This window comes from Amycolatopsis sp. NBC_01286, assembly GCF_035982555.1.
GTDB lineage: Bacteria > Actinomycetota > Actinomycetes > Mycobacteriales > Pseudonocardiaceae > Amycolatopsis.
Genome location: NZ_CP108428.1, coordinates 9,883,191 through 9,906,997, shown reverse-complemented (window position 1 = coordinate 9,906,997; position 23,807 = coordinate 9,883,191). Strand labels below are relative to the sequence as shown.

22 protein-coding genes are annotated in these 23,807 nt (G+C 71.2%); 9 read left to right on the top strand and 13 right to left on the bottom strand.

All coding sequences use genetic code 11. From position 1 onward, the window contains the following. Positions 1 to 279: 279 nt before the first annotated feature. A complete protein-coding gene (locus OG570_RS44585; RefSeq protein ID WP_326954692.1) occupies positions 280 to 1,416 on the bottom strand; it encodes an FAD-dependent oxidoreductase in 1,137 nt (378 codons plus the stop codon). Positions 1,417 to 1,543: 127 nt separating this feature from the next. On the opposite strand from OG570_RS44585, the gene OG570_RS44580 reads away from it, so the two are divergent. Then, a complete protein-coding gene (locus OG570_RS44580; RefSeq protein ID WP_326954691.1) occupies positions 1,544 to 2,104 on the top strand; it encodes a TetR/AcrR family transcriptional regulator in 561 nt (186 codons plus the stop codon). An 842-nt stretch (positions 2,105 to 2,946) separates the two neighbouring features. Here OG570_RS44580 and pgl read toward each other — a convergent pair. Genes pgl through tkt form a run of 6 tightly spaced genes read right to left on the bottom strand, consistent with a single transcriptional unit; the run spans position 2,947 to position 11,164 of the window. Then, complete coding sequence (gene pgl, locus OG570_RS44575) at positions 2,947 to 3,723, bottom strand: 6-phosphogluconolactonase (protein WP_326954690.1); 777 nt, start codon at positions 3,721 to 3,723, stop codon at positions 2,947 to 2,949. Then, positions 3,720 to 4,778 (bottom strand): glucose-6-phosphate dehydrogenase assembly protein OpcA, encoded by a 1,059-nt coding sequence (gene opcA, locus OG570_RS44570; protein ID WP_326954689.1) that lies wholly within the window; start codon positions 4,776 to 4,778, stop codon positions 3,720 to 3,722. Before opcA ends, pgl begins: the two co-directional genes overlap by 4 nt. Then, a complete protein-coding gene (gene zwf, locus OG570_RS44565; RefSeq protein WP_326947867.1) occupies positions 4,775 to 6,298 on the bottom strand; it encodes a glucose-6-phosphate dehydrogenase in 1,524 nt (507 codons plus the stop codon). The genes opcA and zwf overlap by 4 nt, the downstream gene beginning before the upstream one ends. Beyond that, positions 6,295 to 7,932 (bottom strand): glucose-6-phosphate isomerase, encoded by a 1,638-nt coding sequence (locus OG570_RS44560; protein ID WP_326954688.1) that lies wholly within the window; start codon positions 7,930 to 7,932, stop codon positions 6,295 to 6,297. Before OG570_RS44560 ends, zwf begins: the two co-directional genes overlap by 4 nt. Positions 7,933 to 7,940: 8 nt before the next feature. Further along, positions 7,941 to 9,053 (bottom strand): transaldolase, encoded by a 1,113-nt coding sequence (gene tal, locus OG570_RS44555; RefSeq protein WP_326947869.1) that lies wholly within the window; start codon positions 9,051 to 9,053, stop codon positions 7,941 to 7,943. An 11-nt stretch (positions 9,054 to 9,064) separates the two neighbouring features. Next, entirely contained in the window at positions 9,065 to 11,164 is a 2,100-nt protein-coding gene (gene tkt, locus OG570_RS44550) for a transketolase (RefSeq protein ID WP_326954687.1), read from the bottom strand. A 294-nt stretch (positions 11,165 to 11,458) separates the two neighbouring features. Here tkt and OG570_RS44545 point away from each other — a divergent pair, with 294 nt between their 5' ends. Genes OG570_RS44545 through OG570_RS44520 form a run of 6 tightly spaced genes read left to right on the top strand, consistent with a single transcriptional unit; the run spans position 11,459 to position 16,991 of the window. After that, positions 11,459 to 12,439 carry a heme o synthase gene (locus OG570_RS44545; protein ID WP_326954686.1) on the top strand — a complete coding sequence of 327 codons (981 nt, stop codon included), beginning with the start codon at positions 11,459 to 11,461 and terminating at the stop codon, positions 12,437 to 12,439. 5 nt (positions 12,440 to 12,444) lie between these two features. Then, positions 12,445 to 13,032 (top strand): hypothetical protein, encoded by a 588-nt coding sequence (locus OG570_RS44540; protein ID WP_326954685.1) that lies wholly within the window; start codon positions 12,445 to 12,447, stop codon positions 13,030 to 13,032. Continuing rightward, positions 13,029 to 13,865 (top strand): hypothetical protein, encoded by an 837-nt coding sequence (locus OG570_RS44535; RefSeq protein WP_326954684.1) that lies wholly within the window; start codon positions 13,029 to 13,031, stop codon positions 13,863 to 13,865. Before OG570_RS44540 ends, OG570_RS44535 begins: the two co-directional genes overlap by 4 nt. A gap of 55 nt (positions 13,866 to 13,920) precedes the next feature. Then, complete coding sequence (locus OG570_RS44530; protein ID WP_326954683.1) at positions 13,921 to 16,173, top strand: HelD family protein; 2,253 nt, start codon at positions 13,921 to 13,923, stop codon at positions 16,171 to 16,173. Positions 16,174 to 16,183: 10 nt separating this feature from the next. After that, positions 16,184 to 16,744 carry an FKBP-type peptidyl-prolyl cis-trans isomerase gene (locus OG570_RS44525; RefSeq protein ID WP_247049199.1) on the top strand — a complete coding sequence of 187 codons (561 nt, stop codon included), beginning with the start codon at positions 16,184 to 16,186 and terminating at the stop codon, positions 16,742 to 16,744. A 10-nt stretch (positions 16,745 to 16,754) separates the two neighbouring features. Next, a complete protein-coding gene (locus OG570_RS44520; protein ID WP_326954682.1) occupies positions 16,755 to 16,991 on the top strand; it encodes a cold shock domain-containing protein in 237 nt (78 codons plus the stop codon). Here OG570_RS44520 and OG570_RS44515 read toward each other — a convergent pair. After that, the gene (locus tag OG570_RS44515) at positions 16,981 to 17,952 is read right to left on the bottom strand and encodes a quinone oxidoreductase family protein (RefSeq protein WP_326954681.1); all 972 of its coding nucleotides are present in this window, start codon (positions 17,950 to 17,952) and stop codon (positions 16,981 to 16,983) included. The genes OG570_RS44520 and OG570_RS44515 overlap by 11 nt on opposite strands. Before the next feature lie 94 nt (positions 17,953 to 18,046). On the opposite strand from OG570_RS44515, the gene OG570_RS44510 reads away from it, so the two are divergent. Together OG570_RS44510 and OG570_RS44505 are read left to right on the top strand one after the other, a co-directional pair. Then, the gene (locus OG570_RS44510) at positions 18,047 to 18,352 is read left to right on the top strand and encodes a hypothetical protein (protein ID WP_326954680.1); all 306 of its coding nucleotides are present in this window, start codon (positions 18,047 to 18,049) and stop codon (positions 18,350 to 18,352) included. Continuing rightward, complete coding sequence (locus OG570_RS44505; RefSeq protein WP_326954679.1) at positions 18,349 to 19,212, top strand: ATP-grasp domain-containing protein; 864 nt, start codon at positions 18,349 to 18,351, stop codon at positions 19,210 to 19,212. The genes OG570_RS44510 and OG570_RS44505 overlap by 4 nt, the downstream gene beginning before the upstream one ends. Here OG570_RS44505 and OG570_RS44500 read toward each other — a convergent pair. The 5 genes from OG570_RS44500 to OG570_RS44480 all read right to left on the bottom strand — a co-directional run bounded on the left by OG570_RS44500 (position 19,209) and on the right by OG570_RS44480 (position 23,804). Beyond that, complete coding sequence (locus OG570_RS44500) at positions 19,209 to 19,886, bottom strand: alpha/beta fold hydrolase (RefSeq protein WP_326954678.1); 678 nt, start codon at positions 19,884 to 19,886, stop codon at positions 19,209 to 19,211. The two genes, OG570_RS44505 and OG570_RS44500, sit on opposite strands and share 4 nt — an antisense overlap. A 90-nt stretch (positions 19,887 to 19,976) precedes the next feature. Further along, on the bottom strand, positions 19,977 to 20,894 hold the full coding sequence (locus OG570_RS44495; RefSeq protein WP_326954677.1) for an acyl-CoA desaturase: 918 nt from the start codon (positions 20,892 to 20,894) through the stop codon (positions 19,977 to 19,979). A gap of 49 nt (positions 20,895 to 20,943) precedes the next feature. Then, entirely contained in the window at positions 20,944 to 21,915 is a 972-nt protein-coding gene (locus OG570_RS44490) for a COX15/CtaA family protein (protein WP_326954676.1), read from the bottom strand. 183 nt (positions 21,916 to 22,098) lie between these two features. Then, positions 22,099 to 22,824, bottom strand: a complete 726-nt coding sequence (locus tag OG570_RS44485; RefSeq protein ID WP_326951483.1) for an ABC transporter permease — start codon at positions 22,822 to 22,824, stop codon at positions 22,099 to 22,101. A 53-nt stretch (positions 22,825 to 22,877) separates the two neighbouring features. After that, complete coding sequence (locus tag OG570_RS44480; RefSeq protein ID WP_326947889.1) at positions 22,878 to 23,804, bottom strand: ABC transporter ATP-binding protein; 927 nt, start codon at positions 23,802 to 23,804, stop codon at positions 22,878 to 22,880. Positions 23,805 to 23,807: the final 3 nt, after the last annotated feature.

The following is a 23,807-nucleotide window of genomic DNA, read 5'->3' as shown; positions in this document are numbered from 1 at the left end:
CCATTCGTCTTGTGGACTTGATGGTGAGAGGTGCTCAGGGCCCGATCGGGACGCGCAGCAGAGAACAAATGTGCGGATGCTAACGAGGTTGCGTGGGAAGACGGTAAGTTTCACGCGCCGTTGGCGGATTGACGTCCGGATTCCGCATTTGATTGCGCCGTTCGGGCGATGGCGTCGCCAGCGCACTACTGACAGTGGATCTGTCACTGCCTAGCGTGCACCGGGATGACCACATCGTGGGAATCACGTTACCTCTCCGTGGGCGCCCGGCATAGGTCGTCAGGCCGCTGCCGTCCGGATGCCGTCACCCAGAAGGTGCACGAGCCCCTCTTTGCAGGCCTTCGCCGTCTCGATCGACCGCGGCAGCATCCGCGCCTCGTAGGTCCGGACGGCCTCGCCGACGGTCGGCGACGTCGCCAGCGCGGTCGCGAGCTCGGTGCCGTCCAGCATCGCGAGGTTCGCGCCGACCCCGAGCGGCGGCATCAGGTGCGCGGCGTCGCCGAGCAGGGTGAGGCCGGGCGTCGACGTCCAGGCGTGCGGCACCGGCAGCACGTACAACGGCCGGTGCGTGAACGCGCCGTCGTTGTCGCGCATGAACCCGAGCAGCTCCGGGTGCCAGCCGGCGTAGCGCTGCAGCAGCGTCGCGCGCACCGCGTCCGTGTCGGCGAAGTCGAAGCCGGCGTGCCAGTCTTCTGGCGCGTGGAACACGGCGTAGCCGCGGATGTGGCCGTTGCTGTTGCGCTGGGCGAAGATCGCGTTCCCGCCGGTCTTCGCCACCATCGTGCCCTGGCCGGTCAACGCGGCCAGCGCGGCGTGCCGACGGTCGGCGTCGTCGAGCCCGAACTCGACGAACGCGACGCCGCTGTACTCCGGCCGGACGCCGGTCAGGGCGCGGCGGACGCGGGACCACGCGCCATCGGCGCCGATGACCAGGTCGAAGTCCTCGGTGGTGTCGTCGGTGAAACGGAGCCGGGCGGTGCCGTCCGGCAGCGGCGTGACGTCGTCGGTGGCGCGGCCCCAGCGGACGGTGCCGGGGGAGAGGGAGTCCAGCAGGAGGCTGCGGAGCTGGCCGCGGTCGATCTCGGGCTTGAACTCGTCGTCCTCGGCGGGGATCTCGTCCACGAGGACGTCCGTGGTGCGCGGGTCGACCGCGCGCATCTGCTGGCCTTCGGGCCGGGCGAGCGCGCGCCACGTCTCGTGCAGGCCGGCCGTGCGGAGGGCGACCTGGCCGGTGTCGCCGTGCATGTCGAGCGTGCCGCCCTGGGGGCGTGCGTCGGCCGAGGCCTCCTGCTCGAAGACGGTGACAGTGTGGCCGTGCAGCTGCAGGACGCGAGCACAGGCGAGCCCGCCGAGGCCGGCGCCGACGATCGCGATCTTGGTGTTGGCGGTGGTGCTGGTGCTGGTGCTGGTGTTCATGGCTTCCCCCTGGAAGTTCGGGCCGCCGGTTCGTTCCGGCGGCGACTAACTCAGGAAAGCAGATCCACTACGAAAGTGCAATGACTACACTTTTGAAGTGAGTCCACCATCACGTAGACTGGCGGACATGACGGAAGTGATCGGGCGCCGTGAGCGCAAGAAGGCGCAGACCCGCAAGGCGCTGGCCGACGCGGCGCTCGAACTGTTCCTCGAGCGCGGCTTCGACCAGGTCGGGGTGAAGGAGGTCGCGGACGCCGCCGACGTGTCCGTGACGACGCTCTTCAAGCACTTCCCCAGCAAGGAAGCCCTGGTGTTCGACCAGGAGGCCGACATCGAGACGGCGCTGGTCGACGCGGTCCGCGGCCGGCCGCCGGCGCACACGATCGTGGACGCGCTGCGCAAGCACATCCTGGTCGACGTGGCCGCCTCCCCGGGCGACGCGTTCCTCCGCCTCACGGAGAGCACCCCGGCCCTGCGCGAGTACGGCAGGCGGATGTGGATGCGCCACGAGACGGCGCTGGCCCGCGCGATCGCGGCGGAGTCGGGCGTTCCGGAGAACGACGTGGCGTGCGCGGCACTGGCCCGCTTCGCGCTGGCATCGCGGGACTTGATCGCGGGCCACGAGAACCCCCGCCGAGCGGCGGAGGAGATCTTCGGCCGCCTGGAGCGCGGCTGGCGGACGGAGTGAACGGCTGGTCCGGGCAGCCGAGACCCGCTCGGACCGCGACGAGGTCTACCGACGCCCGGCCGGCGGGTGAAGTGAGCAGCCGATCGAGGCGGCGAGTGCCGCTTGGATCGCGGCGAGTTGGTGAGCAAGGCTTGGGCGGTCGAGGGTGCGTGGGAAATGGGCAGCCGACTGGGGCGGAGAGTTCCGCTTAGACCGCAGCGGGTTGGCGAGCAAGGTTTGGCCGGCAGGTGGTGCGGGCCGGAGTGAGTGGCCGATGGACGCGGCGAGTTCCGCTTGGATCACGGCGAGTGGGGAGCAAGGCTTGGGCGGTCGAGGGTGCTTGCGGAGTGAACAGCCGACCGGGGGCGTGAGTTCGGCTCGGATCGCGGCGGATTGGTGAGCATGGTTAACCGGCAGGGGTGCAGGCCGGAGTGAGCGGCTGATCGGGGCGGCGGGTGCCGCTTGGATCGCGGCGAGTTGGCGAGCAAAGCCTGGGCGGTCGAGGGTGCGGGCGAAGTGAGCAGCCGACCGGGCGCGAGTTTCGCTTGGATCGCGGCGGATTGATGAGCAAGGCTTGGCCGACCGAGGGTGCCGGTGAAGGGAGCAGCCGAGGCGGCGGGTTCCGCTTGGAGCGCGGTGAGTTGGCGAGCAAAGCCTGGCCCGCCGAGGGCGCGGGCGAAGTGAGCAGCCCCCGTTTCCACGCTACCCGGGAGCCACGACAGTTTCGGCGCCCTGAACGCCGCGAACGGTCGCGAACAGCCGCGAAAGGTCGCTGAATGCCGTAGCAGGCCGCGCCACACCGGCCCCGAACGCCGTGAAGGCCCCCTGCCATGGGCAGGAGGCCTTCACGGAACCTACGACTGTCAAGCCGTCGGTGGTTGGTTCACCTTCGTTAGCTTGCCCGCCGCCGTGCGGTCCAGTAGCCAGAGCGTCCGTCGGTGTCCTCGGGCGCCCGCTACCGGGAGCTGGGCTTCGCCCGCTCCCGACAGTGCCAGCGCTACCGCGTCGGCCTTGGCTTCGCCCGCTGTCATCAGCCAGACGTCCTGGGCTCGGCGGATTGCCGGCAGGGTCAGGGAAACGCGCGTCGGTGGGGGTTTGGGGCAGTTGCGCACCGCCACCACCGAACGCTCCTTCTCGTACACCGCCGGGGATTCCGGGAACACCGATGCGGTGTGGCCCTCGCCGCCCAGGCCGAGCAGCATGATGTCGAACGGTGGGACGTCGCCGTCGTCCGGGCCCGCGTTGTCCGCCAGCACCCGCGCGTACGCCTCGGCGGCGGCGTCCGGGTCGTCGCCGAACTCGCCGTCCGATGCCGCTACCGCGTGGACCCGCTTCGGGTCGAGCGGGACGTGGTCCAGCAGGGCCTCGCGGGCCTGCTTCTCGTTCCGCTCGTCCGAATCGGCCGGGACGAACCGCTCGTCGCCCCAGTAGATGTCCAGGCGCGACCAGTCGATCGCGTCGCGCGCGCTCGAGTTCCGCAGCTCGGTCAGCACCGCGATGCCGGTGCCGCCGCCGGTGAGCACCAGCGACGCCGAACCCTTGGCCGCCTGGACGTCCACGAGCCGCGTGACCAGCCGGGCCGCCGCGGCGGCGGCCAGCAGGTCCTGGTTCGCGTGGACGACGACCTCGGTCTTGCTCATGAAGCGCTCTTCTTGCCGTCGGCACCCGCCTTGGCCGGAGTCTTGGCCGGTGCAGGCGAAGGCGCGGCAGCAGCAACGCCCGCCGCGGCCGGCGAGGTGACGTCCGCCTTGGCCGGCGCGCCCGTCTTGCCGTTCGTGCCGGACGTGATCTTGCCCAGGCCGTGCAGCGCCGCCTCGTAGACCTCGTCCGGGTCGAGCCGCCGCAGCTCCTCGACCAGGCAGTCCTGCGTGCTGCGCCGCTGCAGGGCGATCCGCCGGGTCGGCTGGCCCGGCTGGGTCAGCGTGCCGACGCGGCCGTCCGGCCGGTGCAGCTCCACCGCGCCCGAACGACGCTCCAGGGTCACCGAGGTGATCCCGGCCGCGCCCGAGCTCTTGACCCGCTTGACCGGCACCTTCAGGTACTCGGCCAGCCACGCGGCCAGCAGCTCGGTCGACGGCGAGTCGGCCTCGCCGGTCACCGTCGCGGCGGTGATCTTCTCGTACGGCGGCAGGTCCAGCGCGGAGACGAGCTGGGCGCGCCAGTGCGTCAGCCGCGTCCAGGCCAGGTCCGTGTCGCCCGCGGTGTACGCCTTCGCCCGCGTGGTCAGCGACTTGACGGGGCTCTTCTCCGCGGCCGAGTCGGTGATCCGGCGCTGGGCCAGCTCGCCGAGCGGGTCCTTGTCCGGGTCCTTCGGGCCGGCGCCGGGCCACCAGCAGACGATCGGCGCGTCCGGCAGCAGCAGCGGGACGACCGCGCTCTGGCCCTGGGCGGCCAGCGGGCCGTAGAGCCGCAGCACGATGACCTCGCTCGCGCCGGCGTCGCCGCCGACGCGGATCTGGCCGTCGATGCGCGGTGACGCGGTGCGCGCGCCCTTGGCGACCACGATCACCCGTGACGGGTGCTCGCGGCTCGCGCCGTTGGCCGCTTCGATCGCCGCTTCGAGGTGGCTGTCGTCGTCGGCCACGATGACCAGCGTCAGCACCCGGCCGAGCGCTACTTGCCCGCCTTGTTCGCGGATCTCCACCAGCTTCTTGTTGAGCAGCGAAGTCGTGGTGGACGGCAGGTCGATGATCACGGGCGCCTCCATTTCCGGCCGGTGCGCTCCAGCATTTCGTCGGCGGACGGCGGGCCCCACGTGCCCGGCGGGTACTGCTCCGGCGCCCCCTCCTTGGCCCAGTGCTCGATGACCGGGTCGAGGATCTTCCAGGACAGCTCGACCTCTTCGTTGACCGGGAACAGCGACGGCTCGCCGAGCAGGACGTCGAGGATCAGGCGCTCGTAGGCCTCGGGGGAGGACTCGGTGAACGCGTGCCCGTACCCGAAGTCCATGGTGACGTCGCGGACCTCCATCGTGGTCCCCGGCACCTTCGATCCGAACCGCAGCGTGATGCCCTCGTCCGGCTGCACCCGGATGACCAGGGCGTTCTGCCCCAGCTCCTCGGTCGAGGTCGAATCGAACGGCAGGTGCGGCGCCCGCTTGAACACCACGGCGATCTCGGTGACGCGGCGGCCGAGCCGCTTGCCGGTGCGCAGGTAGAACGGCACCCCGGCCCACCGGCGGCTCTGCACCTCGAGCGTCACGGCCGCGAAGGTCTCGGTCTTCGAGTCCTTCGCGAAGCCCTCTTCCTGCAGCAGGCCGGGCACCTTCGTGCCGCCCTGCCAGCCGCCCGCGTACTGCCCGCGCGCGGTGGTCTTGCTCAGCGGCCCGATCGCGCTGGTGCCCGAGAGCACCTTGATCTTCTCCGCGCGCAGGGCCCGCGGGTCGAACGACAGCGGCTCTTCCATCGCGGTGAAGGCGAGCAGCTGCAGCAGGTGGTTCTGGATGACGTCGCGGGCCGCGCCGATGCCGTCGTAGTACCCCGCGCGGCCGCCGAGACCGATGTCCTCGGCCATGGTGATCTGCACGTGGTCGACGTAGTTGGCGTTCCAGATCGGCTCGAACAGCTGGTTCGCGAAGCGCAGCGCCAGGATGTTCTGGACCGTCTCCTTGCCGAGGTAGTGGTCGATGCGGAACACCGACTCCTCGGGGAAGACGTCGTTGACGATCGCGTTGAGCTCTTCGGCGCTCTTCAGGTCGTGGCCGAACGGCTTCTCGATGACGACGCGGCGCCAGGTGTTCTCGTCCGCGTTGGCCAGCCCGGAGCGGGCCAGCTGCTTGGTCACCACCGGGAACGCGCCGGGCGGGATCGACAGGTAGAACGCCGTGTTGCCGCCGGTGCCGCGTTCCTTGTCGAGGTCCTTGACCGTCTGCGCGAGCCGGTCGAAGGCGTCGTCGTCGTCGAAGGTGCCCTGCACGAACCGGATGCCTTCGGCGAGCCGGTTCCAGACCGACTCCTTGAACGGCGTGCGCGCGTGCGCCTTGACCGAGTCGTGCACGAGCTCACCGAAGTCCTGGTGCTCCCAGTCGCGGCGGGCGAACCCGACGAGCGAGAAGCCGGCGGGCAGCAGCCCGCGGTTGGCCAAGTCGTAGATGGCGGGCATCAGCTTCTTGCGGGCCAGGTCGCCGGTGACCCCGAAGATCACCAGGCTGGACGGCCCGGCGATGCGCGGGAGCCGCTTGTCCCGCTCGTCCCGCAGCGGGTTGCTCCAGGTCATGCTTCCCCCTCCTGAACCGCGACCTCCTGCACCGCGCGGACAACGGCCGCGAGGCCCGCGGCGCGGTCGGTCAGGTGCAGGCGCAGCACCGGGCGGCCGTGCTCGGCGAGCACCTGCCCGTCGCCCAGCGCCTGGGCGTGCTGCAGCTGCCCCAGCGTGTACGGCCGGTCCGGCACGTCGAGGTCCCGCTCCACCGCGCCGGTGAGCTGCAGGAAGACGCCGTTCTGGTGGCCGCCCTTGTGGTACTGCCCGGTGGAGTGCAGGAACCGGGGACCCCAGCCGAACGTGGTCTGCAGGCCGGTGCGCTGGGCGATCTCGCCGCGCAGCAGCGCCGTCGACGCGTCGTCGAGCCGGTCCAGGTAGGCCTGCACCGCGATGTAGCCGGCGTCCGGCGCGGAAGCGAAGAACGCGCGGAGCACGTCGACGAGCTTCCCGTCGGTCGAAACGCCTTCGCTGCCGAAGATCTCGACCGGTCCGTCCACATTGGACGCCGTCTCGCCGCCCTTGAGCTTCTCCGGGTCGTCCAGCAGCGCGCGCGCCGCCTTCTTCGCGGTCTCGACGTCGGGCTGGTCGAACGGGTTGATCCCGAGCAGCCTGCCGGCCAGCGCGGTGGCGAACTCCCAGAGCAGCAGCTGCGCGCCGAGCGAGCCGGTGACGCCGATCTTCGCCGCGCCCTTGGGGCTGCCGACGGAGACCGCGGTGGCGTCGGCCTTCGCGTCGGCGAAGCCGGGCGCCTCCGTGCCTTCGACCGCGACCGGCAGCAGGCCGGTGCCCTCCTTGCCGGTGGACTCGGCGATCAGCTGCTCGGCCCAGTCCGGGAACCCCTTGATGCCGGAACCGGAGTCGGCCAGCACGACCTTCTCGGCGCCCTGCTCGTGCGCGGCGGCCCACGCGGCGGCCAGCTTGACCGCCGGGTTGTCCACCGAGTCCGAAGCGAGCTCTTCGGCCGCCGAAGCGGCCTGGTCGAGCAGCCGGGCGACGTCCGCGCCGGCCAGCCCGGCCGGGACGAGCCCGAACGCGGTCAGCGCGGAGTAGCGGCCGCCGACGTGCGGGTCGGCGAGGAAGGTCTTGCGGTAACCCTCCTTTTCGGACAGTGCCTGGAACGGCGAGCCCGGGTCGGTGACGACCACGATCCGCCGCGCCGCGTCGATCCCCGCGTCGGTGAACGCCTTCGCGAAGATCCGCCGGTGGCTGTCGGTCTCGACGGTGCCGCCCGACTTCGACGACACCACGATCACCGTGCGCTCGAGGTCACCGGCGAGCGCGTCGGCGACCTGGCCCGGGTCGGTCGTGTCGAGCACGGTCAGCGCGACGTCGTCGGTCCCGGTGATCAGCTCCGGCGCGAGCGACGAGCCGCCCATGCCGGCGAGCACCACGCGGTCGACGCCCTCGGACCGCAGTTCGGTGCGCAGCGCTTCGATCTCGCCGATCAGCGGCCGGGACGACTTGTGCAGCGTCGTCCACGACAGCCGGATCGACGCTTCGGATTCGGCGTCCGGTCCCCAGAGCGTGGCGTCCTTCGCGGCCAGCTTCGACGCGGCCTGGTCGGCGACCAGCCAGTCGGCCAGCGGCGCGGCGCGCTCCGCCAGTTCGGCGTCCACGATCTCGACGCCGGTCTTTTCCCCTGTCGTCATGTCGTGCTTCAGCCCTTCGCCTTTTCCAGCTGGCCGTTGACGGTGTCGAGCAGTTCGGTCCAGGACTTCTCGAACTTCTCGACGCCTTCGTTCTCCAGCACCAGGAACACGTCGGTGATGTCGATGCCGACGGCCGAGAGCTTGTCGAAGACCTCCTGCGCCTCGGCGCCGCGGCCGGACACCTGGTCACCCTTGAGCTCGGAGCCTTCGGCGACGGCGTCCATCGTCTTCTCCGGCATGGTGTTGACGGTGTCCTTCACCACCAGGTCGTCGACGTAGAGGGTGGGGGAGTAGTCCGGGTTCTTGACGCCGGTCGAGGCCCACAGCGGACGCTGCGCGTTCGCGCCGTCGGCCGCGAGGGCCTTCCAGCGGTCCGTGGCCGAGAGCTCCTCGAAGGCCGCGTAGGCGAGCCGGGCGTTGGCGACGGCCGCCTTGCCGCGCAGGGCCTTGGCCTCGTCGGTGCCGATCGCGTCGAGCCGCTTGTCGATCTCGGTGTCCACCCGGGACACGAAGAACGACGCGACCGAGTGGATGCCGCGCAGGTCGTGGCCGTTGGCCTTCGCCTGCTCCAGCCCGGCGAAGTAGGCCTCGATGACCTTCTTGTAGCGCTCGACGGAGAAGATCAGCGTGACGTTGACGCTGATGCCCTCGGCGAGCGTGGCGGTGATCGCCGGCAGGCCCTCTTCGGTGGCCGGGATCTTGATCAGCGTGTTCGGCCGGTCGACGGTCTTCCACAGGTCCTGGGCCTCGGCGACCGTCCGGTCGGTGTCCTTGGCCAGGCGCGGGTCGACCTCGATCGAGACGCGGCCGTCGACGCCGTTCGTGGCGGCGTAGACGTCGCGGAACAGGTCCGCGGCGTTGCGCACGTCGGTCGTGGTCAGGTCCCGGATGGTCGCCTCGACGTCGGCGCCCTGGGCGGCGAGTTCCTTCGTCCGCTCGTCGTAGGCGTCACCCTTCGACATCGCGTTGGCGAAGATCGTCGGGTTGGTCGTCACGCCGACGACGTGCTTGTCGCGAACCAGCGCGGCGAGGTTGCCGGTGTTCAGGCGTTCACGCGAAAGGTCGTCCAGCCAGATCGAAACACCGGCCTCGGACAGCTGCGCGAGCTTGTCGTTGCTCATCAATGTCCCTTTCAGTTCTTGGTGTTGGCGATCGAGCGGCGGGCGGCGTCGACGACTGCTTCCGTGGTGAACCCGAACTCACGGAACAGGGTGCCGGCATCGGCGGAGGCGCCGAAGTGCTCGATCGAGACGTTCACGCCGGCGTCACCGGTGAAGCGGTGCCACGACTGGGCGATGCCCGCCTCGACGGACACGCGGGCCTTCACGCCGGCCGGGATGACGGACTCGCGGTAGGCCGCGTCCTGCGCGTCGAACCACTCGACGCACGGCATCGAGACGACGCGCGCCTTGACGCCGTCGGCCTCGAGGACCTTCTTCGCCTCGACGGCGAGCTGGACCTCGGAGCCGGTGCCGATCAGCACCACGTCCGGGGTGCCGTCCGAGTCCGCCAGGACGTAGCCACCCTTGGCGACGCCCTCGGCGCTGGTGCCCTCGAGCACCGGCACGTTCTGGCGGGTGAGCGCCAGGCCGGACGGGTGGTGGATGTCCTCCAGCACGGCCTTCCACGCGTAGGCGGTCTCGTTGGCGTCCGCCGGGCGGACGACGTTGAGGCCCGGGATCGCGCGCAGCGCGGAGAGCTGCTCGATCGGCTGGTGCGTCGGGCCGTCCTCGCCGAGCCCGATCGAGTCGTGCGTCCACACGTAGGTGACCGGCGCCTTCATCAGCGCGGCCAGCCGGACCGGCGGGCGCATGTAGTCGGAGAAGATGAGGAACGTCGCGCCGTACGGGCGGGTGCCGCCGTGCAGCGCGATCCCGTTGAGGATCGAGCCCATGGCGTGCTCGCGGATGCCGAAGTGCAGCGTCCGGCCGTACGGGCTGGTCTTCCACATGTCCGTGGAAGCCTTCTCCGGGCCGAACGAGTCGGCGCCCTTCATCGTGGTGTTGTTGCTCTCGGCGAGGTCCGCGGACCCGCCCCACAGCTCCGGCAGCGGCTCGGCGAGCGCGTTGAGCACCTCACCGGAGGCCTTGCGGGTGGCGACGCCCTTGGCGTCCGGCTCCCACTTCGGCAGGTTGTCGGCGAAGCCCTCGGGCAGCGTGCGGGTGGTCATCCGGTCCGCGATCTTCTTGCGCTCCGGGTTCGCCTCGCCCCACGCCGCGAACTTCTCCTGCCATTCGGCGTGGGCGGCCTTGCCGCGCTCGAGCGCCTGGCGGGTGTGCTTGATGACGTCGTCCTCGACCTGGAACGACTGCTCCGGGTCGAAGCCCAGGATCTTCTTGACCTCGGCGACCTCTTCGGCGCCCAGCGCCGCGCCGTGCGCCTTGCCGGTGCCCATCTTCTTCGGCGCGGGGTAGCCGATGACGGTCCGCACCGCGATGAACGACGGCTTGCCCGTTTCGGCCTTGGCGTTCTTGATGGCCTCTTCGAGCGCGACGACGTCTTCGCCGCCTTCGACGAACTGGGTGTGCCAGCCGTAGGCCTCGTAGCGCGCGACCGTGTCCTCCGAAAGGGCGATGTTCGTGTCGTCCTCGATGGAGATCTTGTTGTCGTCCCAGAAGACGATCAGGTTGCCCAGCTCCTGGCGGCCCGCGATGGACGACGCCTCGGCGGTGACGCCCTCTTCGATGTCGCCGTCGGAGGCGATGGAGTAGATGAAGTGGTCGAAGATGCTCTCGCCGGGAGCGGCGTCCGGGTCCAGCAGGCCGCGCTCGCGGCGGGCGGCCATCGCCATGCCCACGGCGTTCGCCAGGCCCTGCCCGAGCGGGCCGGTGGTGGTCTCGACGCCGTCGGTGTGGCGGTACTCCGGGTGACCCGGGGTCTTCGAGCCCCACTTGCGCAGCTGCTTGAGGTCCTCGAGCTCGAGGCCGTAACCGGCGAGGTACAGCTGGATGTAGAGCGTCAGGCTGCTGTGCCCGGCCGACAGCACGAACCGGTCGCGGCCCGGCCAGTTCTGGTCGTTCGGGTCGTGACGCAGCGTGCGCTGGAAGAGCGTGTAGGCCAGCGGCGCCAGGCTCATCGCGGTACCGGGGTGGCCGCTGCCACAGTTCTCGACCGCGTCCGCGGCGAGTACCCGGACGGTGTCCACGGCGCGGGTGTCGGTGTCGGTCCAGTCGGCGGGCGTGTTGCGCCGCAGGAGTGGGTTGTTCTCGCTGGTAGGGGCGGTTTCGGACACTGAACTCCAACTCCCGGTCATGATGGTTGCGGCTGGTCTTCCTCGTTCCGGTTACCCGTGCGCGGGGTCATCTATCTCAATCGATCCCGAAGGGACGATATTCCTGCTCGCGACCCTGCGCAGGGGCAATCGCGGCCCGACCCGGCCAGCCTAGTGCTTGAGCCCGTCGAGGACCCGCGATCACCCACGGGATTCACCACGTCTAACATCGTTCGAGGGTTCAGACCGGCGGTTTTCAGCGGCACCACACGCCTCCGGCAACGGGCCCGCCCCGAACCTGACACAGGGAGTGAAATGTCGTTGGTGAACGCTGCGCACGGACGCAGTGAGGACACCAGCGCCGTGCACCCGACCGGTGAACGACCGCACGGTGACCGGCGACGCATCCGCCAGGTCGTCGGGGCCTACGCCGCTTTGGCGAAGCCGCGGGTGATCGAGCTCCTCCTGGTGACCACCATCCCGGCGATGTTCCTCGCCGGCCGTCAGATCCCATCGCCGTGGCTGGTACTGGCCACGCTGCTGGGCGGGACGATGGCCGCGGGCAGCGCGAACGCGCTCAACTGCGTGATCGACGCGGACATCGACAAGGTGATGAACCGCACGAAGCGGCGTCCCCTGGTGAAGGACTCGGTGCCGCGGCGCGGCGCGCTGATCTTCGGCTTGGTGATGGGCGTCGCCTCGGCCGTGGTGCTCTACTTCACGGTCAACCTGCTGTCGGCGATCCTCGCGGTCGCGACGATCCTCTTCTACATCTTCGTCTACACGCTCGGCCTGAAGCGCCGCACGTCGCAGAACGTCGTCTGGGGCGGCGCGGCCGGCTGCATGCCGGTGGTCATCGGCTGGGCGGCCGTCACCGGCACCGTGCAGTGGCCGGCGTTCGTGATGTTCGGCGTCATCTTCTTCTGGACCCCGCCGCACACCTGGGCGCTGGGCATGAAGTACCGCGACGACTACGAGCGCGCGGGCGTCCCGATGCTCCCGGTCGTGGCCACCGCCCAGCACGTCGCCAAGCAGATCGTCATCTACTCGTGGGTGATGGTGGCCTGGACGCTGCTGCTGCTCCCGGTGACGTCGTGGCTGTACGGCACGTTCGCCATCCTCGCGGGCGGCTGGTTCCTGTTCTACGCGCACAGCCTCCAGGCCGCGGTCCGCCGCGGCGAGGAGACGAAGCCGATGGCGCTGTTCCACCGCTCGAACACGTACCTGATGATCGTGTTCGTGGCGCTGGCCGTCGACTCGGCCATCGGCCTGCCGACGCTCGGCCTCCCCTTCTGATCCTGTTGAGGCGCGCAGGCGTCGCGCTGGTCGTGATCGTCCTGTTCGCGGCGTTGCTCTACATCGGCGGCCGCAAGGTGTCGCTGGACCAGAACACACTGCTGGGCACCGGCTGCGCGATCCCTTCGCACGTCACGGCTCTCTCTTCGGCGCCGGACGCGGCCCCGGGTGGTGGCGGGATCCGCGTCGCCGAGACGTCGTCGTCCGGCGTTGTGCTGGAGAACACGAGCACCCAGGTCGGGTACCGCATCCCGGTCGGCTCGGTTGTGGTGCCGCTGCTCACCCCGGGAGCCCGCATCGGCGTGGCTGAAGTCGGCTCTGTCGGCCAGGTGACCTGGCTGTCGCCGGAGTCGTTGGGCGGCTTCACGCCGGTGACGGCCACGGTCGTCCCGGGCGGCGTCCGCTACCACTCAGCGAACTGCCGGGCGCTGACCAGCCGGGGCGCCGCGGTGCTCCATCGGGACGCTGCCGGTCGGATCGTGGGCGCGGAACGGTTGTCCGCCGATCGGGTGTCGTGTGCGCCGGGGGACCGGGAGCTGTCGTTCACCGCCGGGGCGGGTACCGAGGTCTACCCCTACTGTGACCTCGGATGAGCAGAAACCGTGTGCTGGCGGTACTCGGCGTTGTCGTTGTCCTCGCCGCCATCGTCGTCTCGGTCGGCGGAAAGCTGCCCTGGACCGGCGGATCCGCCTCGGACGACAGCTGTGACATCCCCGACCGGGCCCCCGCGAGCACACTGGCGTCCGCGCCGGGCGGGATCGAGGTCGTCGAGCAGGGGTTCAGCCAGAGCCCGTCCGGTCTGGTCAGTCTCGGGGCCATTCTGGAGAACACCAGCACCGAGGTCGCCCGCCGGATTCCGGTGCGGTTCCGGCTGTTCGACGCCGCGCACCACGAGCTTCCCGAACTGACGACCGGCGAGCTGAGCGTCGAGATTCCCCTGCTCCTGCCCGGTCAGCGGATCGGCGCCGGAACGGGTGCCTATCGGCGGGAAATCCCCGTGGCCGGCGCCGAGACCGCCGTGGGATCGAACGCCTGGGTGCCCCGCGCCGCTGTAGGCAGTCTCACGCCCGTCGGCGCGTCTTACCTCCGCACCTCGCACTTCTATCCGGACAACCCGGTGAACGTCGATGTCCACTACCGGGAGGTGTCCACGAACTGCCGGAACCTGGACAGTCGCGACACCACCGTGGTCTTCCGCGATCGCGCCGGCCGGATCGTCGGCGGCGACCACGGCCCGGCCGGCAACACGCTCACCTTCCAGGACACCCATGGCAACGCCATCGTGGTCGAGCGACAGCCCCCGGTCAGCCCGTCGTGTTCGACAGGGGAGCGGGAGACCTGGGTCATCTCCTACGTCGGGGCCCCCGCCACTGCCGATGACTCCCGCACCGAGGTCTACCCCTACTGCGACCTCAGGCCGGAATGATCCCGCCCTGGTCGCCGTTAAACTTGGCTGGCCCTTTCCTTGAGGCGAAAGCAGGATGCTCTTGTCCGTCTCGCCGGACGACACACACGCCGCCGAGCTCGCTCGTGAGCAGGCGTACGTCACCACCCTCTACACCAAGCTCGACGCCGAACGCGTCGACGCCCAGCGGCGCCTCGACGAGACGCTGCGGCTGACCGGCGGCACCCCGCAGGCCCGCACCGAACGCGACGTCGCGACCACCCTCTACACCGACCGGCTCGCGCAGCTCGGCTCCGTCGAGCAGGGCCTCGCCTTCGGGCGGCTCGACTTCGTGCCCGGCAGCACCGAGGAGACCACCTACATCGGCCGCCTCGGGCTGTTCGACGAGGACGACGACTACCAGCCGCTGCTGGTCGACTGGCGCGCGCCCGTCGCGCGGCCCTTCTACCTCGCCACCGCCGCGTCACCCGACGGGGTACGCCGGCGGCGGCACCTGCGGTCGCTGACCCGCAAGGTCACCGGCTTCGACGACGAGATCCTCGACCTCGCCGCCGCCGACCAGGGGCAGGACCTCGGGCTCGCCGGCGAAGCCGCGCTGCTCGCCGCGCTCGAACAGCGTCGCACGGGTGAGATGAGCGACATCGTCGCGACCATCCAGGCCGAGCAGGACCGGATCATCCGCGCGCCGCTCGGCGGGGTCATGGTCGTGCAGGGCGGGCCGGGCACCGGCAAGACCGCCGTCGCGCTGCACCGGGCCGCCTACCTGCTCTACACCCACCGCCAGCAGCTCACGACCCGCGGCGTGCTCGTCGTCGGGCCGAACAGCACGTTCCTGCGCTACATCGGCCAGGTGCTCCCGTCGCTGGGCGAGACGGGTGTGCTGCTCGCCACCGTCGGGCAGCTCTACCCGGGCCTGGACGCCGACGGTGCCGAGCGGCGCGAGACCGCGGAGGTCAAGGGCCGGCTGGTCATGGCCGACGTCCTCGCCACCGCCGTCCGCGACCGCCAGCGCGTGCCCGACCCGGTGCTGGAGATCGAGTACGAGCACGACGTCCTCAAGCTCGACCGCAAGACCTGCACCGAGGCCCGCACCCGCGCCCGGCGCTCGCGGCGCCCGCACAACCCGGCGCGGCGCCTGTTCGTCTCCGACGTCCTCGACGCCCTGACCCGCCAGGCCTCGCGGAAGCTGGGGGAGGACCTCCTGGACGGTCAGGACCTGCAGGACATCCGCGCCGAGCTGGCCGCGGACGAGCACATCGCCGCCGCGCTGAACGAGCTGTGGCCCGTGCTGACCCCGGAAGGCGTGCTCGACGACCTGTTCGCCGACCGCGAACGCCTCGACAGCGCCGCCCGGAAGCACCTGTCCGACGCGGACCGCGCGCTGCTGGAGAGCAGCCGCGACGCCGAGTGGACGCCCGCCGACGTCCCGCTGCTCGACGAGCTGGCCGAGCTGATCGGCGTCGACGACACCGAGGCCCGCGTCGAGCGCAAACGCCGTGAGCGCGAGGACCGCGCGTACGCCGAGGGCGTGCTCGACATCCTCGAGCAGGACGAGGAGATCATCGACGAGGAGCTGCTGCGCGTCTCGGACGTGCTCGACGCCGAGCTGTTCGCCGAACGCCAGGTGGAGCGCAGCGAGCTGACCGCGGCCCAGCGCGCGGCGCAGGACCGGACCTGGACGTTCGGGCACGTGATCGTCGACGAGGCCCAGGAACTGTCCGCGATGGACTGGCGGCTGCTCATGCGGCGCTCACCCAACCGGTCGATGACGCTCGTGGGCGACGTCGCGCAGACCGGCGCCGCGGGTGGCGCGCGGTCGTGGGGCGAGGTGCTCTCGCCGTACGTCGAGGACCGGTGGCGGCTCGAGCAGCTGACCGTCAACTACCGCACGCCCGCCGAGATCATGGCGGTCGCGGCGCGCGTGCTGGCCGAGGTCGACGCAGGCCTGGCCGCGCCGTCGTCGGTGCGGGAGAGCGGTGTCCCGCCGTGGTCCGCGCACCCGGCCGACCTCGCGGCGGAGCTGCCCGGTCTGGTGGCCGCGGAGCTGTCCGCAGTGGACGGTGGCACGGTCGCGGTGCTGGTGCCCGCGAGCCGGTTCGACGAGGTCTCCGCCGTGCTCGGCGCCTTCGACGAACGGCTGAGCGTGCTGACGGTCGAGCGGTCCAAGGGTCTGGAGTTCGACGCGGTGGTGCTGGTCGCGCCGGACGAGGTCGTCGCGGGTTCGCCGCGCGGGCTCAACGACCTGTACGTGGCCCTGACGCGGGCGACCCGGCGACTCGGTGTGGTCCGGACCGGTGACGAAGTACCGGCACTCTCCGTGCTTGGCTAGTCTCCCCGGCATGCAGAAAATCGGGAAGATCGTGGTCGTCGCCGCGGCGGCGCTGTCGCTGGCCGCGTGCGGCCAGGACACCAAGACCCAGACGGCCGCACCGGCGGGGCCGCCCGTTCCGTCGTCGTCGGCCGCGCAGGCGCCCCAGAGCAAGGGCCGCGAGTGCACCGCCGACGACGTCAAGTCGACGGGCAAGTTCGGCGAAGCGCCGACGATCACCATCCCCGACGACTGCGACCCGCCGAAGAAGCTGATCACGAAGGACCTGTCCGACGGCACCGGCAACGGCGCGAAGGCCGGCCAGGACCTGAAGATGAACTACACGCTGGTGACCTGGTCGAACAAGCAGAAGCTGGACAGCTCGTTCGACCGCGGCGAGCCGTTCGACCTGCAGCTGGGTGCGGGCCAGGTGATCCCGGGCTGGGACCAGGGCCTGGTCGGCATCAAGCAGGGCGCCCGCCGGCTGCTGATCATCCCGCCGGACCTCGGTTACGGCCAGGGCGGCCAGGGCATCCAGCCGAACGAGACGCTGGTGTTCGTCACGGATGCGGTCTCGGTCCCGGCCTCGTAATCTCGGGTCCGTGGACACTCATCGCGGTCGCGTGCGCGAATGGCACGTCGACGACGGCTGGGGGGTCGTCGAAGCACCGGGCTTCGACGACCCCGTCTGGGTGCACTACTCGATGGTCGACCCCGGCAGCCGCGGCGTCGGGCCGGGTGGGTTCCGGCAGCTGACCGCAGGCGCCGAGGTCGAGTTCACCGTCGAGCGCGCCGAGCAGGACGGGTTCCACTGGCGCGCGGTCTGGATCACGGAATGAGCAGCAGCTTGCCCGTCGTCCGGCGGCCCTGAAGGTCCTCGTGGGCGCGGCGTGCGTCGGCGAGCGGGTACGTGCCGCCGATGCGGATGTCCAGGTCGCCCGCCAGGACCGCGTCGAACAGCTCCTTCGCGCGCCAGTCCAGCTCTTCGCGCGTGCGGGCGTAGTGGACCGACGTCGGGCGGGTCAGGTAGAGCGAGCCGCCCGCGTTGAGGCGCTGCGGGTCGAACGCCGGCACCGGGCCGCTCGCCGCGCCGAACAGCGCCAGCAGCCCGCGGACCTTCAGGCTCGCCAGGCTCGCGTCGAAGGTGTCCTTGCCAACGCCGTCGTACACGACGTCGACGCCTTCGCCGTCGGTCAGCTCGCGGACCCGCTTCGCGAAGTCCTCGCGGTCGTAGCGGATCACCTCGTCGGCGCCCGCGCCGCGCGCCAGCTCGGCCTTCTCGTCGGTCGACACCGTGCCGAACACCCGGGCGCCGCGCGCCTTCGCCAGCTGCACCAGCAGCAGGCCGACACCGCCGGCGGCCGCGTGCACCAGCACGTCGTGGCCCGGCTTGACCTCGAACGTCGACGCGACCAGGTAGTGCGCGGTGACGCCCTGCAGCATGGTCGCCGCGGCCGTCTCGAGCGAAACGCCTTCGGGCACCTTCACCGCGATCGACGCCGGGAGGACCTTGCGCGCCGCGTAGCTGCCGAGCGAGCCCTGCCAGGCGACGCGGTCGCCGACCGCGAACCCGGCGACGTCCGGGCCGACCTCGGCGACCGTGCCCGCGCCCTCCAGGCCCGGCACGAACGGCAGCTCCATCTTGTAGACGCCCTGGCGCTGGTAGGTGTCGATGTAGTTCACCCCGGCCGCGGCGACGTCCACCAGCAGTTCACCGGCCTTCGGGGCCGCGACGTCCACTTCGGCCGGTTCGAGCACTTCCGGGCCGCCGGTCTTCGTCACCTGCACTGCGGTGGGCATGCGTCCTCCTCGGAGTCGGGCTTCTACCGGGCACAACTATGGCCGACGCCACGCTGTTCCGCGTTCCGGTCCCTGGTTGGTTATGGTTCGGGACGTGGCTGATTCGGATTCGGAAGAAACGGTTGCGCCCACGTCGGCCCAGCTGACCGCGGCGCGCAAGTTCGTGAAGGCGCACGGCAAGCCGTCCCGCGCGGTCGTGGAGAACATCGGCCGTGCCGGCGCCCGGGTCGTGCTGGTCGGGGCCGACGGTGCGCTCGGCGACGTCGTCGTGCCGGCCGTCGCGACCGGCGAGGCGCTGGTCGAGGCCGTCGAGGACCTCGAAGCCGCTTCGTGGGACGCGGAGACGGTCAAGGCCACCAAGATCGGTGCCGCGCACCGGCGCAAGATGGCCGGCAAGTGAGCCGCACCGCGATCCTCGTCGGCTGCGCGGACCTGCCCGAGGGCGACGGCGACGAGCACGCCGTCCCGGCGGCGCTGACCGAGCTGGGCTTCGCCGTCTCCTGGGCGGCCTGGGACGACTCCCGCGTCGACTTCGCCGCCGCCGACGCCGTGATCCTGCGCGCCACCTGGGACTACGCGCCCCGCCGCGCCGAGTTCCTCGACTGGTGCGAGTCCGTGCCGGCGCTGTACAACCCGGCGGCCGTGGCGCGCTGGAACACCGATAAGTCGTACTTGGCCGAGCTGCTGGACGCGGGCGTGGCGGTGGTCCCGACCACCCTGGTCGAGCCGGGTGAGCCGGCGAAGTTCCCGAAGTCGGCGTACGTCGTCAAGCCGTCGGTCGGCGCGGGTTCCCGCGGCGCGGCCCGCTTCGACGCCGGAGCGGACGCCTCTGCGCACGTGGCTTCCTTGCACGCTGACGGGCACACGGCCCTGATCCAGCCGTACCAGTCCAGTGTGGACACCGAGGGCGAGCTGGCCCTGGTCTACTTCGGCGGCATCTACTCCCACGCCTTCGCCAAGGGCGCGATGCTCGGGTCCACAATGGACGCCTCGGGCCTGTACCTGACGGAGCAGCTGGCGAAGGCCGAGCCGCCGGCCGACGCGATCGCCCTGGCGGAGGACGTCCTGGACGCGGCTTCGGCGCTGCTGGGCATCCTCCGCGCGGAGCTGCTGTACGCGAGGGTGGACCTGGTCCGCGGCGCGAACGGCAAGCCGTTGCTGCTGGAGCTGGAGCTGACGGAACCGTCGCTGGGCTTCCGCCAGACGGACCCGGCCGCGGCGATGCGCTTCGCCTCGGCGGTGCGGCAGCAGCTGGCCTAACCGGCGGCGGCCTCGATGATCGCGGTCAGCTCCGCCGGGTGCGACAGGAACGGCGAGTGCGACGACGGCAGCCGTTCGACGTGCCCGGCGCGCTGGGCCATCGCTTCCTGGGCGAACACCGGGATGGCGTTGTCGTTCTCGCACACGACGTAGGTGCTGGGCACGTCCTTCCACGCGGCCGCGGTGAGCCGGTCACTCGCGACGGCGTAGCTCTGCGGGCGCAGCCGCGCGATCGCGGCCGCCGCCGTCTCCGGATCGACGTCGCCGAAGAAGATCTCGTGCGGGGTCAGCGGTGAGAACAGATCGCCGTCGACCTTCCACCACGACGGCGGCTGCCCACCGACGGTGCCGAGGAGCGACTCGCCCACGTCGAGCTGGAAAGCCGTGACGTAGACGAGGTGCGCGAGGTTCGGCGCCCCGGCGGCGCCCTCGCTGACCGCCGCCCCACCGTAGGAGTGGGCAACCACGACCGCTGGGCCGTCGATCGCGTCGAGGGCTTGGCGAACCGCGCGGGCGTCGTCGTGCAGCCCGGGCCGATCATCGGCGGGTGCGACGCTGGGCAGGTCGACGGTCGCCACCGGCCACCCGCGGTCGGCCAGCCGCGTCCGGACGGGTTCCCAGCACCAGGAGCCGTGCCAGGCCCCGTGAACGAGCAGCAAGGTCGGATGCGTCATCGGGTCTCCACGGGGTTCGCGCAGTTCAGGCGCGCCCAGCTCAGTGGAAACCCGGCCGAAGGACCAGCCGGGTTTCCACTGAGCGGAAGCCTAGACGCGCTTCGCGGCCAGCCGGTCCACCCGCGGCCACCGAACGTCGGTCGCCCAGCCCAGACGCTCGAAGCCCCAGATCACCCGGGCCGAGACGTCCACCTGGCCCCGCAGCACGCCGTGCCGCGCGCACGTCGGGTCGGCGTGGTGGGAGTTGTGCCAGGACTCGCCCATCGACAGGATCGCCAGCGGCCAGAAGTTCGCCGCCTTGTCGCGGCTGGCGAACGGGCGCTCGCCGATCAGGTGGCAGATCGAGTTCACCGACCACGAGACGTGGTGCAGGAACGCGATGCGGACCAGGCCGGCCCAGAAGAACGCCGTCACCGCGCCCCACCACGACCAGGTCAGCAGGCCGCCCAAGGCCGCGGGGAGGGCGAGGCTGAGCGTGATCCACAGCCAGAAGAAGCGGTTGACGACACGCAGGTCCGCGTCCGCCACCAGGTCCGGGGCGAAGCGGTCGGCGTTGGTCACCTCGCGGCCGAACATCCAGCCCATGTGCGCGTGCCAGAACCCGCGCAGCAGCGCCGACGGCGACGTGCCGAACAGCCACGGCGAGTGCGGGTCGCCCTCGCGGTCGGCGAAGGCGTGGTGCCGGCGGTGGCTCGCGACCCAGAAGATCACCGAACCCTGCACCGCCATGCTGCCCGCGACGGCCAGCACGATCCGCAGCGGTCGGCTCGCCTTGAACGCGCCGTGCGTGAAGTAGCGGTGGAAGCCGACCGTCACGCCCAGCGTCGCGAAGACGTAGAACACCGCGGCGAGGATCAGGTCGATCCAGGTCATGCCCCAGCCCCACACCAGCGGCACGGCCACGAGCAGCGCCGCGAACGGCACCAGCAGGAAAGTCTTGAGCACGATCATCTCACCGGTGCCGCGGCTGTGGGAGATGAGTGGCTTGGGCGCGGAGCGCGTCGTCATGGCGCGAACCGTAGCCTGCCCGAGTTACAGCGGCGTGGCCGACTGTTGCTCAGGCGGTGGCGAGTTCCGGTTCGCTCGGCGCGGCCGTCAGGGAGACGACCGGGCCGCGGTCGCGGCTGCCGGTCCACAGGGACGCCGTCGCGACGATGACGGTCATCGCGCCGAGCACGTGGAACGACACCATCGCCTCCGGCACGCCCAGCGCGTACTGCAGCGACCCGAGCCCGCCCTGCGCGAGCGCGACCACCCAGACCCAGGTGTAGCGCTGCCACAGGCCCTTCGGCGCGCCGGCGCGCAGCAGCTGCAGGCCGAACACCGCGAGCAGCAGCAGGTAGGCGATGAGCAGCCCGCCGTGGATCTGGGCGAGCGTCTCGACCGAGACGGCGAGGCGGTGGGTGTTGATGTCGCCGCTGTGCGGGCCGGCGCCGGTGACCGTGGTGCCGGCCGCGAGCACGAGCCACATCACGACGGCGAGCACGACCAGCAGCTTGCGGCCCGACGCCGGGACCAGCGACCGCGCGGGCTCGTCGCCCTCGCGGAACGCGCGCAGCAGCAGGACGGCCAGCCAGACCAGGGGAGTGGTGGCGAGGAAGTGGATCGCGACGGTCCACCACTCGAGCTTCGCCAGCACGGTCATGCCGCCGACGACGGCCTGCAGCACGACGCCGCCGGGCATCGTCCAGGCCAGCTTCACCAGGCGCTTGCGCGACGGGTGGTCGATCTGGACGCGCCACGCGGTGAGGACGGCGATCGCGGCGACGGCGATGACGACGCCGGTCAGCATCCGGTTGCCGAACTCGATCCACTGGTTGAGCGCGTCGATGCCCGAGTCGTGCTTCGGCACGAGACTGCCGGCGACGCACTGCGGCCAGGTCGGGCAGCCGAGCCCGGACCCGGTGACGCGCACGATGGAGCCGGTGACGCCGATCAGCGCCTGCGCCAGGACCGCGGCGATCCCGACGGCCCGCTGGATCGCGGCGGAGGGATACGGCAGGCGGGCGACAAGGCTGGTGAACGGCACGGCATCGATGGTAGAGCGCGCGGAAATCCGGCTTTCGGCAGGTCCCGGCGCCCAGAACGCGGCGGCGACCACAAGGGACCAAGGTCACGCCGTCAGCAGGACCCGGCTCTGTGACACCAGGGGTCGTGAGTGTTTAGGGCGGTTCTAACCGCCCTAAACACTCACGAGAACTTGCGCCGAGCGTCAGGTGAGCTTCGTCGTGCGGGTCGCCAGTGCGCCCGCGAGGACCGCCCAGACCACCAGGACCGCCATCGGCCCGAGCGCGAACGACCCGTCCACCAGCGCCGCGCGCATGCCCTCGGCCAGCGCTCCCGACGGCAGCAGCTCGACGACCACCGCCATCCCGGACGGCAGCGCGGACGGCGCCAGCAGGATGCCGCCCGCCAGCAGCAGTACGAACCAGACGATGTTCGCCAGCGCCAGCACGGCTTCCGCGCGCAGCGCCCCGCCCAGCAGCACGCCCAGCGCGCCGAACGCCAGCGTCCCCAGCACCAGCAGCAGGACCGCCGAAGCGAGCCCGGAAACCGAAGGCGACCAGCCCAGGAACGCCGCCACGACGCCGATCACCACGGCTTGGAGAAGAACCACCACCAGCGCGGCGATGAGCCGCCCCGCGACCAGCAGCCAGCGCGGCAACGCCGTCGCCGAAAGGCGCTTCAGGACGCCGTACCGGCGGTCGAAGCCCAGCGCGATGGCCTGGCCGGTGAACGCCGACGACATCACCGCCAGCGCCAGGATCCGCGGGGTGATCCAGTCCACTTTGGACGTCGAGCCCAGCTGGGACGCGGGCAGGATGTCCAGCAGCGACAGGCCGATCAGCAGGGCCAGCGGGATGAGCAGGGTCAGCAGCACCTGCTCGCCGTGGCGCAGGGTCAGGCTCGCCTCGACGCGCGCGTGCGTCCGCAGCATCCGCGTCAACGACCCGCGCCCGGGGGCGGGGGTGAAGGTGCCGGCCTCGAAGTTCACGCCCGCAGCTCCCGTCCGGTCAGCTCCAGGAAGACCTCTTCCAGCGTGCGCCGGCCGACCTGCAGCTCCTCCGGCAGCACGCCCTGCTGGGCGCACCACGCGGTGACCGTGGACACGACCTGCGGGTCGACCGAGCCGACCACGACGTAGGTCCCCGGCGCCGACTCGCGCACGTCGTAGCCCTCCGGCAGCGCGGCCGTCAGCAGCTTGGTGTCGAGCCGGGTGCGGGCCTTGAACCGCAGGCCCGCGGTGCCGCTCTCGTCGATCGTCAGGGTGTGCGGCGCGCCGGAGACGACGACCTTGCCGTGGTCCATGATCACCACGGTGTCGGCCAGCGCCTCGGCCTCTTCCATCAGGTGGGTCGTCAGCAGCACCGAGACGCCGTCGGCGCGCAGCGCGGCCAGCAGGTCCCAGACCAGGCGCCGGGCCTGCGGGTCCATGCCCGCGGTCGGCTCGTCGAGGAACAGCAGCTCGGGCCGCCCGACCAGCGCGCAGGCCAGCGAAAGCCGCTGCTGCTGGCCGCCGGAGAGGCGCTTGAACGGCGTCCGGCGCACCGAAGCCAGGCCGAGGATGTCCAGCAGCCAGGCGGGATCCAGCGGCGACGCGGCGCACGAGGCCACGAGCTTGAGCATCTCGTCGGCGCGCACGCCCGGGTAGGCGCCGCCGCCCTGGGGCATGATCCCGAGCCGGGGGCGCAGGGCGGCGGACTCGCGGTGCGGGTCGAGGCCGAGCACGCGCACCGAACCGGCGTCAGGCCGCAGGAAGCCTTCGCAGATTTCGACGGTGGTGGTCTTGCCGGCCCCGTTCGGGCCGAGCAGGGCGAGCAGGCCGCCGCGCTCCATGTGCAGGTCGAGACCGTCGACCGCGCAGGTGGAGCCGTAGCTTTTCACCAGCCCGGTGATCTCGACGGCGGGGGCACTCACATC

Coding starts and splice junctions, on each gene's coding strand:
- OG570_RS44535 (WP_326954684.1), top strand. CDS start 13,029: ATGAGCAGAAACCGTGTGCTGGCGGTACTCGGCGTTGTCGTTGTCCTC.
- zwf (WP_326947867.1), bottom strand. CDS start 6,298: ATGACCTGGAGCAACCCGCTGCGGGACGAGCGGGACAAGCGGCTCCCG.
- OG570_RS44500 (WP_326954678.1), bottom strand. CDS start 19,886: ATGACGCATCCGACCTTGCTGCTCGTTCACGGGGCCTGGCACGGCTCC.
- OG570_RS44495 (WP_326954677.1), bottom strand. CDS start 20,894: ATGACGACGCGCTCCGCGCCCAAGCCACTCATCTCCCACAGCCGCGGC.
- OG570_RS44545 (WP_326954686.1), top strand. CDS start 11,459: ATGTCGTTGGTGAACGCTGCGCACGGACGCAGTGAGGACACCAGCGCC.
- OG570_RS44515 (WP_326954681.1), bottom strand. CDS start 17,952: ATGCCCACCGCAGTGCAGGTGACGAAGACCGGCGGCCCGGAAGTGCTC.
- OG570_RS44560 (WP_326954688.1), bottom strand. CDS start 7,932: ATGACGACAGGGGAAAAGACCGGCGTCGAGATCGTGGACGCCGAACTG.
- OG570_RS44485 (WP_326951483.1), bottom strand. CDS start 22,824: ATGCTGCGGACGCACGCGCGCGTCGAGGCGAGCCTGACCCTGCGCCAC.
- OG570_RS44525 (WP_247049199.1), top strand. CDS start 16,184: ATGCAGAAAATCGGGAAGATCGTGGTCGTCGCCGCGGCGGCGCTGTCG.
- OG570_RS44585 (WP_326954692.1), bottom strand. CDS start 1,416: ATGAACACCAGCACCAGCACCAGCACCACCGCCAACACCAAGATCGCG.
- tal (WP_326947869.1), bottom strand. CDS start 9,053: ATGAGCAACGACAAGCTCGCGCAGCTGTCCGAGGCCGGTGTTTCGATC.
- OG570_RS44530 (WP_326954683.1), top strand. CDS start 13,921: ATGCTCTTGTCCGTCTCGCCGGACGACACACACGCCGCCGAGCTCGCT.
- OG570_RS44580 (WP_326954691.1), top strand. CDS start 1,544: ATGACGGAAGTGATCGGGCGCCGTGAGCGCAAGAAGGCGCAGACCCGC.
- pgl (WP_326954690.1), bottom strand. CDS start 3,723: ATGAGCAAGACCGAGGTCGTCGTCCACGCGAACCAGGACCTGCTGGCC.